General features: G+C 69.6%; 10 protein-coding genes. 5 read left to right on the forward strand and 5 right to left on the reverse strand.

The window, feature by feature from the left end; all coding sequences use genetic code 11:
• Position 1: 1 nt before the first annotated feature.
• The 5 genes from ACFVSL_RS00295 to wecB form a co-directional block, all read right to left on the reverse strand.
• The gene (locus ACFVSL_RS00295; RefSeq protein WP_386937463.1) at positions 2-1,138 is read right to left on the reverse strand and encodes a glycosyltransferase family 1 protein; all 1,137 of its coding nucleotides are present in this window, start codon (positions 1,136-1,138) and stop codon (positions 2-4) included.
• Positions 1,135-2,931, reverse strand: a complete 1,797-nt coding sequence (locus ACFVSL_RS00300) for an ABC transporter ATP-binding protein (RefSeq protein ID WP_386937464.1) — start codon at positions 2,929-2,931, stop codon at positions 1,135-1,137. Before ACFVSL_RS00300 ends, ACFVSL_RS00295 begins: the two co-directional genes overlap by 4 nt.
• Positions 2,932-2,959: 28 nt before the next feature.
• Positions 2,960-3,967, reverse strand: coding sequence for a Gfo/Idh/MocA family oxidoreductase (locus tag ACFVSL_RS00305; RefSeq protein WP_386937466.1), 1,008 nt, complete (start codon positions 3,965-3,967; stop codon positions 2,960-2,962).
• A complete protein-coding gene (locus ACFVSL_RS00310) occupies positions 3,967-5,070 on the reverse strand; it encodes a DegT/DnrJ/EryC1/StrS family aminotransferase (protein WP_386937467.1) in 1,104 nt (367 codons plus the stop codon). Before ACFVSL_RS00310 ends, ACFVSL_RS00305 begins: the two co-directional genes overlap by 1 nt.
• A 153-nt stretch (positions 5,071-5,223) precedes the next feature.
• Entirely contained in the window at positions 5,224-6,291 is a 1,068-nt protein-coding gene (gene wecB / locus ACFVSL_RS00315; RefSeq protein WP_386937469.1) for a non-hydrolyzing UDP-N-acetylglucosamine 2-epimerase, read from the reverse strand.
• Positions 6,292-6,360: 69 nt separating this feature from the next.
• Here wecB and ACFVSL_RS00320 point away from each other — a divergent pair, with 69 nt between their 5' ends.
• The 5 genes from ACFVSL_RS00320 (at position 6,361) to ACFVSL_RS00340 (ending at position 11,417) form a co-directional block, all read left to right on the forward strand.
• A complete protein-coding gene (locus ACFVSL_RS00320; protein WP_386937471.1) occupies positions 6,361-7,098 on the forward strand; it encodes a glycosyltransferase family 2 protein in 738 nt (245 codons plus the stop codon).
• Positions 7,099-7,103: 5 nt separating this feature from the next.
• On the forward strand, positions 7,104-7,481 hold the full coding sequence (locus ACFVSL_RS00325) for a DUF2304 family protein (RefSeq protein WP_386939291.1): 378 nt from the start codon (positions 7,104-7,106) through the stop codon (positions 7,479-7,481).
• Between the two features lie 49 nt (positions 7,482-7,530).
• Complete coding sequence (locus ACFVSL_RS00330) at positions 7,531-8,124, forward strand: DapH/DapD/GlmU-related protein (RefSeq protein ID WP_386937473.1); 594 nt, start codon at positions 7,531-7,533, stop codon at positions 8,122-8,124.
• Entirely contained in the window at positions 8,121-9,323 is a 1,203-nt protein-coding gene (locus tag ACFVSL_RS00335; protein WP_386937475.1) for a glycosyltransferase family 4 protein, read from the forward strand. Before ACFVSL_RS00330 ends, ACFVSL_RS00335 begins: the two co-directional genes overlap by 4 nt.
• A 150-nt stretch (positions 9,324-9,473) precedes the next feature.
• Positions 9,474-11,417, forward strand: coding sequence for a DUF6541 family protein (locus ACFVSL_RS00340; RefSeq protein ID WP_386937477.1), 1,944 nt, complete (start codon positions 9,474-9,476; stop codon positions 11,415-11,417).
• The last annotated feature ends 216 nt before the right edge of the window (positions 11,418-11,633 follow it).

Here is an 11,633-nt window from a genome sequence, read left to right on the forward strand (position 1 = left end):
GCTACAGTCGCTTCCCGTCCGCCACCAGGCCGTCGACGAGCCGCAGCCACTTCTGCATCTGCTCCTGCGCACCGAGCGCTCTCGCACTTGCGTGCGCGTTCGCCTTCCAAGCCGCGACGCGAGTCGCATCGAGGTCCGCGATCGTCCGCGCGAGATCGGCGGCGTCGAACCCGGCCGACACTGCACCGAGCCCGTGCTCTTCGACATACTCGACCATCTCCGGCGACGGACCGATGAGGATGCCGAGACGGGCCTGGACGTAGTCGAACAGCTTGTTGGGGAGCGCCCAGGCGTTGTTGAAGTTCGTGGGCGGCAGCAGGTGGACGCCGACGTCGTAGGCGTTCAGCGTCCGAAGGAGGTCGGAGTACGGAACCGGGTCATGGATCGTGATTGCAGGATCATCGGCGACGCGGGCCTTCAGCTCTTCGAGATAATCCGGGTGGTTCGGAGTCAGGTAGAGATCGAGCGTGACGTCGGCGCCGCTCAGTGCAACGGCATCAACCATCTCCGTGAGCCGGCGATTCCGCAGGCATGCTCCGCTGTGCACGAGCCGGATCGGCATGGAGACGGGAGTCGGTTCGGCGTCGGTGTACGGCGCCGCGTTCGTCACCAACTCCGGACGGAAACCGAACTCCTTCTCGTACTCGCGCACGAGGCCGTTGCTGACCGTCGACCACGACCCCGCACGGGTCACGTAGTGTCGGCAGACCCACTCGTGGAAGGGCCTGATGCGCTTCGCCCACAGCGCGTGCTCCTCGTTGAGACGAGGCGTGTACTCGTGGAGATCCGCGTGAACGCCGAACCTCGGCTTCAGCCAGAGGCCGACGGGAACGGCTTCCGTCTCGTTCGCGAAGACGACGTCGAAGTCGCCCGGGCGAAGGTGCGCCTTGACCCACGCCACCGCCGAAATCCGCCAGTAGGCGGCTCGATACATTCGCAGCGTGATCAGTCGTCCGTTCAGATCCTGATAGCTCGCGGAGCGCGGCATCTCGATATGGCGGTCGACGCCTGCGGGTGCCGGGCCGTAGCCGCACGTGGTCACTGCGTATCGGTCGCGGAAGACCTCGATCTGTTTGAGGACTCGCGCATCGGAGACGATCGGCGAGAACGAGAGGATCAGCAGCCGAGGTTTCGTCACAGCTCCGTCCCGTCGGGGTTGAGGCCGGCGAGCCGGGCCTGTTGCGCGAACTCGGGCTCAGCCGAGATCACCTCGGCGAACGTTCCCCGTGCCTCGATTTTTCCGTCGCGCATGAACCAGATCTGGTCGTAGTCGCGGATCGTCGACAATCGGTGCGCGACGGAGATGACCGTCACCTCGCCACGAAGCTCCTGGATCGCGCGCGTCACGGCGGCCTCGGTCCGGGTGTCGAGCGAACTCGTCGCCTCGTCGAGCACGAGGACGAGCGGGTCGCTGTACAGGGCGCGCGCGATGCCGAGCCGTTGACGCTGCCCGCCCGAGAGCTGAAGGCCCCGATCTCCGACACGGCCGCGGATGCCGTCGGGGCGCGCCTCGATGACGTCCAGCAGCTGTGCTCGCGAAAGCGCGGAGCGCACGCGTTCCTCGTCGTAGTCCTCGCGCCACGTCAGCGCGACGTTCTGAGCGATGGTCGCGTCGAAGAGCGCCACATCCTGGGGGACGTACGCCACGCGCTCGCGCCAGCTCGCCATGACGTCGGTGAGGTTCTGCTCGCCCAGGAGGACCCGCCCCGACGTCGGGGAGATCAGGCCGAGCAGGATGTCGATCAGCGTCGACTTTCCCGCGCCGGAGGAGCCCACGATTCCGAGGCGCGAACCGAGGGGCAGCACGCCGGTCACGCCGTCCAGCGAAGGATGCTCGGCGCCCGGATAGCTGAACCGGACCTCGTCGAGCACCAGGTCGGCGGGCTCACCCTCGATGGGATCGAGTCCGATCTTCTCCGCTGCCTCCTGGTACCGCCGAGACGCGTCGATGTCGCGGAGGACGGCGTCGGCGTGCGGGATGTTCGCCGTCATCATCGACATGAGCGACTGGAATCCCGTGAGTGAGGGAACGAGGCGGAAGCCTGCAACCCCGAACAGCGCGACCGCCGCGATCGCCTGCGTGGGCCCCGCGATGAGATAGCTGATCCCACCGACGAGCAGGAACCCGCCGACGATCGCGGCATCGAGGACGAACCGCGGGATGGCGGAGAGGAAGTTGATGTTGGCGCGCGCCTTGGCCGCATGGCGGCGGTCCTCATGGACGACCCGCGCGACCTCGGCCGACTTCCCGCGGAGCGTGATCTCCTTGAGCGCGGAGACCATGTCGGTCATGAGGGACGCCACGCGGAACGAGTAGTCGCGGTTGACGCGTCCGGCCTGCACCGTGCGGTTCGCGAGAACCACGTACAGCAGCACCGCGATCCCGCCGAGGTACGCCACGGTGACGAGCGCCGTGAGCGGCTGCACGACCACGATCACGAGCACGACGAGCGCGGCGGTCGTCAGGAGCGTCGGCAGCGACATGAACGGGAGCAGGAAGCCGGACGTGACGTTCGCGATGCCGACGTCGGCGAGGCGCACGAGGTGGGTCGTGTTCCGCTGGAGGCGCTCGACCCACGGGGCGCGGATGTACGCCTCGAACAGCCGGTCGCCGATCTCGAGCTCGAACGTCGCCATCCGACGCGTCGCCATCCACTGCATGAGGACGGCCGCGGTCGACTTGACGATGATGAGCCCGGAGATCACCAGGAGGATCCACACGTATCCGTCCTGGCCGACGGACCCGATCAGCGGAAGCTGGATCGCGGTGCCGCCGAGCATCGCGACGAGCGACGCGGCGAGCAGCATGAGCGCCGCGACATCCAGGATCGCGAGAGACGACGAGAGCACGATATAGCGCACGATGTAGCGCTGGGCATTCTCCGGCAGGTGAGGGATGACCTGACGGAAGGTCCTGAGGATGCGCTTCACGTCGTCACCCCGATACGTCGTACTCCGATCATCGCTCCATCACGCCATCGGCCGCCTGCGCACGGCGGCTGCCGGCCGCGGTCCGGAGCGCGGCCTCGACGACCTCGAGGGTGCGCAGGCCCTGAGCCATCGTCACCACGTCGCTCGGCAGGCCGAGCACGGCGTCGCGGAACGCCTCGTGCTCGACGCGCAGCGGCTCTCGTTTCGGGAACGCGTAGCGGGTCACGTCGCCCTCCGACACACCGCGGAAGACGGTCATCGACTCCCATTCGAGCGGGATCGTGCCGTTCGCGAAGAACGTGAGGTCGCCGGTCGACGTGTCGGCGACGAACGCTCCCTTCTCCCCAGTCACGATCGTCACGCGCTCCTTCATCGGGCTGAGCCAGTTGACGAGATGATTGACGATGACGCCGTTCTCGAGGCTTCCCGTCATGGCGATCATGTCCTCGTGCTCACGGCCGCTCTTGAACGCCGTCTGAGCCGAGACCGTCTCGTACGGGCTCTGAGCCACCCATGAGGTGAGGTCGATGTCGTGAGATGCGAGATCCTTCGCGACGCCCACGTCGGCGATGCGGGAGGGGAACGGTCCCTGACGACGTGTCGCGATCTGGTACACCTCGCCGAGATCGCCGGCGGCGATGCGACTACGCAACTCTTGAAGTGCGGGGTTGAAGCGCTCGATGTGCCCGACGGCGCCGACGAGGCCCGCTTCACGGAACGCGTCGACCATGCGATGACCGGAGTCGATCGTGTGCGCGATCGGCTTCTCGACGAGCGTGTGCACACCTGCGGCGGCGAGCTTCAGTGCGGCTTCCTCATGAAAGCGCGTGGGCACAGCGACGACCGCGAGGTCGAGCCCCTCGGCGATGAGCGCGTCGATGTCTGGGAGGATCTCGAGGTCGCCGGCGACGCCGTGCGGGTCCCCGCCGGGATCCGCGATCGCGACGAGCTCGACTCCGTCGAGCTCTCGGAGCACCCGGGCGTGGTGCCGACCCATCATCCCGACGCCGAGCAGTCCGGCGCGAAGAGCGCCCATCAGGCGCCTGCCCCGGCGATGGCGTTGACGGCCTGGACGATGCGTTCGAGCTCGTCCGGGGTGAGCGACGGATGCACCGGCAGCGAGACGACCTCGCTCGCCGCCTTCTCGGTCTCGGGCAGGTCCAGTCCCGGCGCGTACGGCGCGAGCGACGGAAGACGGTGGTTCGGAATCGGGTAGTAGACGCCGCTGCCGACCTGGTACTCGTCTTTCAGCGCCTTCACGAAGCCGTCGCGGTCGTCGAGCACTCGGATCGTGTACTGGTGGTAGACGTGCACGGTTCCCGCCGACACCGGCGGCACCACGACACCCGAGAGGTTCGCGTCCAGGAACGCGGCGTTCTCCTGGCGTGCCCGCGTCCACGCGCCGATCTTCGTGAGCTGGACGCGACCGATCGCGGCGTGGATGTCCGTCATCCGGGCGTTGAACCCGACGATCTCGTTCTCGTACTGGCGCTGCATTCCCTGGTTGCGCAGCAACCGGAGCCGGCGCTCGATCTCGGGGTCGTCGGTCGAGACCATGCCGCCCTCGCCCGAGGTCATGTTCTTCGTCGGGTAGAGGCTGAACATGGCGAACGCGCCGAACGTGCCGACGGGCTTGCCGTCGACCGCTGCGCCGTGTGCCTGCGCCGCGTCCTCGAAGAGACGGAGGCCGCGTCGATCGGCGAGCTCGCCGAGTGCGGTGACGTTCGCAGGGTGCCCGTAGAGGTGCACGGGCATGATGCCGGCGGTGCGGTCGGTGATCGCCGATTCGACCGACGAGACGTCGAGGCCGAAGTGGTCGGGCTCAATGTCGGCGAACACGGGGGTCGCGCCCGTCAGAGCGACCGAGTTGGCCGTCGCCGCGAACGTGAACGAGGGCACGATGACCTCGTCACCGGGTCCGACGCCGGCAGCAAGCAGACCGAGGTGAAGGCCGGACGTGCCGGAGTTCACGGCGATGGCGGCCCTGCCGTCGAGCAGGACGTCGGAGAACTCTCGCTCGAACGCGGCGACCTCGGGCCCCTGGGCGACCATTCCGGAACGGAGCACCGAGTCGACCGCCGCCCGCTCCTCATCTCCGATGATCGGCTTCGCCGCAGGGATGAACTCTGGACCGCTCACGCGCCCACCTTTCGATGTAGTTCTGCCGTATGGCACAAAGGACGTCCGCCAAGCCTACCTCGTCCGAAAACCGCGGCGCCCCGGCGGGACATCCTCGACCGGCCGAACGCCGCGTCCGCGCGACGGTTCCCGGCAGGATTCGAGCCGTGCCGTTTAGCTCGCGCCGGCGAGCAGCGCCTCGATCACGCGCTCGGCCGCACGACCGTCGCCGTAAGGCTGCGCATCGGTGGGTGCGGGCATCGGACGCTGAACCGCGCTGGAAATCGCGTCGTGCGTCTCGGCGAGCACATTCCACCCGAGCTCGACCGTCTCGACCCATTCGGTCTCGGTGCGGACGGTCGTGCACGGGACTCCGAGCAGGAACGCCTCCTTCTGAAGCCCGCCCGAATCGGTCACGACGCCGGCGCTGCGAAGCGCGACCGAGACGAGCTCGGGGTAGCGCAACGGCCGGTGCGGCACGAGCGTGCCGGTCGCGAGTTCGATGCCGTGCTCGGCCGCTTTCGCGACGAGTCGGGGGTGCGCGACGATCAGCACCGGTCGATCGAGACCGGAGAGGCTCTCGACGATCGATCGGAGCCGGGCTGGGTCATCCGTGTTCTCCGCGCGGTGGATCGTCGCGAGGTAGTACCCGCGCTCGGCGAGGCCCGCGTCGGCGAGGAGTTGTGGTTGCTCGTCGGCCACGGCGTCGCGGACGCCGAGCAACACGTCGGTCATGACGTCGCCGACGACCACGGAGCGTTCGGCGAGGCCCTCCGTGGTGAGGTGGTCGAGCGCCACATCCGTAGGGGCCAGGCACAGATCGGCGGCGTGGTCGGTCAGGACGCGGTTGTGCTCCTCCGGCATCCGGCGGTTGAAGGACCGCAGCCCGGCCTCGAGGTGCGCCACCGGATAGTGCAGCTTCACCGCGCTCACGGCCGCCGCCAACGTCGAGTTCGTGTCGCCGTAGACGAGGACCCAGTCGGGGTCATGCTCGGTCAACACCGCGTCGAGCGCTCCGAGCATGGCCCCGGTCTGCACGCCGTGACTACCGGACCCCACCCCCAGATGGACGTTCGGCGCGGGGATCCGGAGATCGTCGAAGAAGACGTCCGAGAGCATCGGGTCGTAGTGCTGACCGGTGTGCACGATGACGTGCTCGACCCCTGCAGCCTCGGCTGCGCGGGCGATGGGAGCGAGCTTGACGAACTGCGGCCGAGCGCCGACGACACTGAGAACCTTCACGCATCGATCGTAGACGAGAGCGATCTCCGCTCGCGCTTGCCGAGGGCTGCCATTGCTAGTATCTCCGACATGCCCTCGACTCCGCTGCGCCCGCTCATCGTGCTGCCAGCGTTCAACGAGGAGCAGGCGCTCGGCCCCGTTCTGGACGAGATCTCCGCCGCCCTGCCCGACGTCGACTGCCTGGTCGTGAACGACGGCTCCGACGACGGAACCGTCGCGGTCGCGCGGGCGCGCGGCGTCACCGTCGTCGACCTTCCGTTCAACCTGGGCGTCGGCGGCGCGATGCGCGCGGGCTTCCGCTACGCGCTCCGCAACGGCTATTCCGCGGTCGTCCAGGTCGACGCCGACGGACAGCACGATCCCCGCGACGTCCCGCGCCTGGTCGCCGAGCTCGACCAGGCCGACATCGTCATCGGCGCGCGGTTCGCGGGCACCGGCGACTACAGTGCCCGCGGCCCGCGCCGGTGGGCGATGAAGGTCCTCGCCTCGGTCATCGGTCGGATCGCGCGCACGAAGCTCACCGACGCGACCAGCGGGTTCAAGGCGAGCGGACCGAGGGCCGTCGAACTGTTCGCGGCCACGTATCCCGCCGAGTACCTCGGCGACACCGTGGAGGCACTCGTGATCGCGGCCCGCGCCGGACTCCGGATCAGGCAGTCGCCGGTCGCCATGCGCGATCGGCAGGGCGGCGTGCCGTCCCACCATCCGGTCAAGGCCGCCGCGTATCTCGCGCGTGCGACCATGGCGCTCATCTTCGCGATGGTCCGCCCGAAGGTGCAGCTCGCGAGAACTGAGGAAGCCCTGTGAGCACGATGACGTATCTCCTCGGGATCGCCGCCGCGGTGATCGCCCTCGCCTCGGTGATCGAACTGCTCCGGCGCCGACGCCTCCGGGAACGGCACGCCATCTGGTGGATCCTGGCGGCGACGCTCGCGCTCTTCGCAGCGCTCTTCCCCGCCAGCGTCGCCTGGATCGCCTCCGTCGTCGGCGTCGGCCTGCCGAGCAACCTCGTCTTCTTCGTCTCGATCGTCCTGCTCTTCCTCGTGAACCTCCAGCACAGCGCGGAACTGACCGATCTCGAGGACAAGACCCGCACGCTCGCCGAGGAGTCCGCACTCCAGAAGGTACGCTTGGAGCGGCTCGAGGAGCGGATCGACCCCAAGCGCGACCTTCCCGACGCCCGCCCCTGAGGCGCCGCTGCGCCCGGGATCCAGCCCGTCTGAGCACAAGGAGTCCACCGTGGCAACCATCGCGGAGAGCGCCGACGTCTCGCCCGACGCACGAATCGGCGACGACACGAAGATCTGGCACCTCGCGCAGGTCCGCGAGGGCGCCGACATCGGCGACCGGTGCATCGTGGGGCGCGGTGCCTACATCGGCTCCGGCGTGCACCTCGGCGACGACTGCAAGATCCAGAACTACGCGCTGGTCTACGAGCCCGCGCAGCTCGCCGACGGCGTGTTCATCGGCCCGGCCGCGGTGCTGACGAACGACACCTATCCGCGCGCGATCGCACCCGACGGCTCGATCAAGACCGCGTCGGACTGGGAGCCCGTCGGCGTGACCATCGAGCGCGGCGCCTCCATCGGCGCGCGCGCCGTCTGCATCGCGCCCGTCACGATCGGGGCCTGGGCCACCGTCGCCGCCGGCGCCGTCGTCACGAAGGACGTCCCCGCGTTCGCACTCGTCGCCGGGGTTCCCGCCCGCCGCATCCGATGGGTGGGCCGGGCGGGCGTCCCGCTCGAGCCGGCCGGCGAGGGCGTCTGGGTGTGCCCGCAGACCGGTGCCCGCTACGCCGAGTCGGACGGCGAGCTCCACGAGGTCGCTGGGTGACGCCCTCGAGGGCTCCGGAGAACCGCGCAGCGCCCCGGGTCGTCCTCGCGACCCGGCTCTTCGCCCCCGAGGTCAGCGCCGGTGCCTTCCGGCTCCGCGCGCTGACCCGCTCGCTGCTCGGCCGGTCGGCGACCGTCCGCGTGCTCACCACGACGCCGCCGAGCACCGCCCCGCACGGCCGCGAGGAGCAGCCCGGCCTGGAGATCTCGCGATTCCCCGTGCTCCGCGACTCCGGCGGGAACGTCCGCGGGTACGTCCAGTACCTCAGCTACGACATCCCGCTGTTCTTCCGCCTCCTCGGGTCGCGCTACGACCTCGCCGTCGCCGAGGCGCCTCCGACCACCGGCATCGTGGTCGCCGCGATCAGCGCGCTGCGACGCCGCCCGTACGCCTACTACGCCGCCGACGTCTGGACCGACGGCGTCGCGGCGATCGGTGCGCCGAGATTCGTCGTCGCCGCCATCCGCTGGCTGGAGGGCATCACGATGCGCCACGCCTCGACGGTGCTGTCGATCTCCGACGAGGTGACCGAGCGGATCGCCTCCTTCGGCGTCGACCCCGAGCGCATCGCCACCGTCGGGAACGGCATCGACACCGAGGTCTTCAACCCCGACGGTCAGGTCGGGGGCGACGGCACGAAGTACTTCGTCTACACCGGGACGATGTCGGAATGGCAGGGCGCCGAGGTGTTCATCCGGGCCCTGCAGCTCGTCCGAGAGCGCGTCCCCGACGTGCGGCTGCGGTTCTTCGGCCAGGGCTCGGCCGAGGCGCAGCTGCGGGCCCTCGCGGCGCAGACCGCACCCGAGGCGATCACCTTCGGCGGCGTCGTCCCGCCCGAGCAGTCCGCGGAGTGGATCCGCGGCGCGGTCGGTGCGCTCGTGAGCATCGCACCCGGCCTCGGATACGACTTCGCCCGACCGACCAAGACGTACGCGGCCGCGGCCTGCGGCACCCCCGTGGTGTTCGCCGGGTCGGACGCCAGCAGCGGTGCGGCGCTCGTGCGCGAGCACGGGCTCGGCATCCACGCGTCGTTCACCCCCGAGTCCGTCGCCGAGGCGATGCTCGAGCTCCTCGGCGAGCACGGCACCGAGCGCGCAGCGCAGGGGCGGCGAGCCCGTGCGTCATGGATTGAGACCAACGCCTCGCTTCGCGCGGTCGGGGATGCCGCGGCCGACGCGGTGCTCCGGCCGCTCGGCTGATCCCGGGGGAAGGCCGTGACGTGTCGAGTACGATGGACCGTCTTTCAGAATTGGAGCCGAGCACGTGACCTTCGACACCCGCGCGATCGCGGTCTCGAGCGATCACCCCACGGTACGTCGTCCGACTCCGACGTCGCAGGCTGACCTCGGATGAGCTGGTTCGAGTTCGTCCCCGTCTTCGCCGCGGCCCTCGTGCTGATGATCGGCGTCGGCGCGCCGATCGCGGCGGCCGTCCGGCTCCGGGGCATCGCCTTCGTCGGCGTCGCGATCGGCTCGACGGTCGCCGCGATCGGGATCTCCTCGGTCGTCGCGCCGTGGTTGGGCCTGTCGTGGAGCGTGCTCGTCCCGTTGGGGCTCTCCCTCGTGGTCGCCCTCGTGCTGCTTCCGTTCCGTCGTCGCCTGACGATCGCGCCCTCGCCCGGGGGCCGCAACGAGTGGGGGCGTCCGTTCCTCGTCCAGTCGCTCGCGGTCGTGCTGGGCTCGACGCTGACGCTGCTCTGGATCGCCCCCCAGTTCGGCGCTCCCGACGATCCGGCCCAGAGCTACGACACCCTGTTCCACCTGAACGCGGTGCAATGGATCCTGGACAACGGCAACGCCTCCCCGACGGCGATGAGCATGACCACCCCGGGGCGCACGTCGGGCTTCTACCCGACCCTGTGGCATGCGATCGTCGCGATCGTCGTGCAGCTGACCGGCGCATCCGTCGTCGTCGCCACGAACGCGGTCGCACTCGTCGTCGCCTCCGTGGTGTGGACGGTCGCGTGCGTGTTCCTCGCACGCGTCCTGTTCGGGCGCGCGCCGTTCCACGCCGTCCTCGTCGGCGGCCTGAGCGCGGTGTTCGGCGCGTTCCCCGCCATGCTGCTGTGGTTCGGCGTGCTCTATCCGAACCTGCTGGCGGTGAGCCTGCTCCCGCTGGCCCTCGGACTGCTCACGGCACTCGTCCAGCGACGGTCGATGCTCGGCCTGCGACCGGTCGCTCTCGCCCTCACCGCGGCGTGGGTCATCGGCGGCATGACCCTCGCGCACCCGAACGCGCTGTTCAGTCTCTTCGTCCTCACCATCCCGCTCGTGGTCTACGCCGTCGTGCGGACCATCCGGCGTGCCGCGCCCGAACGTCGCGCGATCGTCGCCGTGGCCGCGGTGACCGCCGCAGCCGTGCTCCTCGCGATCGAGGCGTTCGCGTTCACCCGTGCGACGACCGGCGACAACGGGTGGCTGCCCACCCGCAACTTCCCGGCGGCGATCCGCGAGGCGCTCACGAACGGGCCGATCGACCTCGGCTACGCGTGGGTCGTCAGCGCGTTCATGCTCATCGGCCTCGTCGTCGCCGTGCGACGACCGCGCCTGCGCTGGGCGGTCGCGGCCTACCTCCTCGGCGTCCTGCTCTACGCCGTGGCGATCGCGTGGCCGACCGGGCCGTTCCGCACGGCGATCACCGGCGCCTGGTACAACGACTCCTACCGGCTCGCCGCCCTGACCCCGGTGCTCGCGATCCCGTTCGCCGCGCTCGGCGCCGTCCGCGTCGCCCGTTGGGCGGTCCGCGGGATCCGCCTCGGACGCGATCGATCGCGGCGCATCGGGTTGCCCGCGCTCGCGACGATGATCCTCGTGAGCCTGCTCGCGATCGGCGTGCCGTACGCCACGACCGTGATCGACAGCGGCCGATTCCTCGCCGACCGGTATCGCCTCGACGACGACAGCGTGATGCTCACCGACGAGGAGGCGGCGTTCCTCGGGCGGATCGGCGACCTCGTGCCCGAGGACGCGGTCATCGCGGGCAATCCCTGGAACGGGAGTTCCCTGGTGTACGCCTACACGGGCGTCCGAACGGTGTTCCCGCACGTCGGCGGCGCGTATCCCGGCGAGTACTGGGCCCTCGCGGAGGGTCTGGCCGAGGGCGGCGACGAGGCGTGCGCAGCCGCCCGCGACCTCGGGGTGACGCACGTCCTCGACTTCGGCGACCAGTTCATCTTCGACGAGGATCGACGCGCCGAGAAGTACCCCGGGCTGACCGAACTCGACGGCGGTGCTGCATTGACCCTCGTCGCTTCAGAGGGCGAACTCGTGCTCTACGAGGTCGACTGCGACTGACTCATCGATACGGGCATGTTGCGCACTCGACGCGCTCGGTATGCGGCAGCCCGCACCGAGCGGGCGATCAGGGTGAGCTGGTCACGACACCAGTGGGGCTCACAGAGATCCGCCCCTTCGTGAAGGTCTGCGTCCAACCTGAATCGGCCGAACCGGTGGGCGACGCCGTCGGTGCACCGATCGCACCACCGAGCCCCCCACGAGCCTTCCAGAAGT

Origin of the sequence: Agromyces sp. NPDC058064 (genome assembly GCF_042885275.1) — a bacterium.
Lineage (GTDB): Bacteria > Actinomycetota > Actinomycetes > Actinomycetales > Microbacteriaceae > Agromyces.

Bases quoted from the DNA above. Each gene is read 5' to 3' on its own strand.
- ACFVSL_RS00305 (WP_386937466.1), bottom strand. From the start codon at position 3,967: ATGGGCGCTCTTCGCGCCGGACTGCTCGGCGTCGGGATGATGGGTCGG.
- ACFVSL_RS00320 (WP_386937471.1), top strand. From the start codon at position 6,361: ATGCCCTCGACTCCGCTGCGCCCGCTCATCGTGCTGCCAGCGTTCAAC.
- ACFVSL_RS00340 (WP_386937477.1), top strand. From the start codon at position 9,474: ATGAGCTGGTTCGAGTTCGTCCCCGTCTTCGCCGCGGCCCTCGTGCTG.
- ACFVSL_RS00325 (WP_386939291.1), top strand. From the start codon at position 7,104: ATGACGTATCTCCTCGGGATCGCCGCCGCGGTGATCGCCCTCGCCTCG.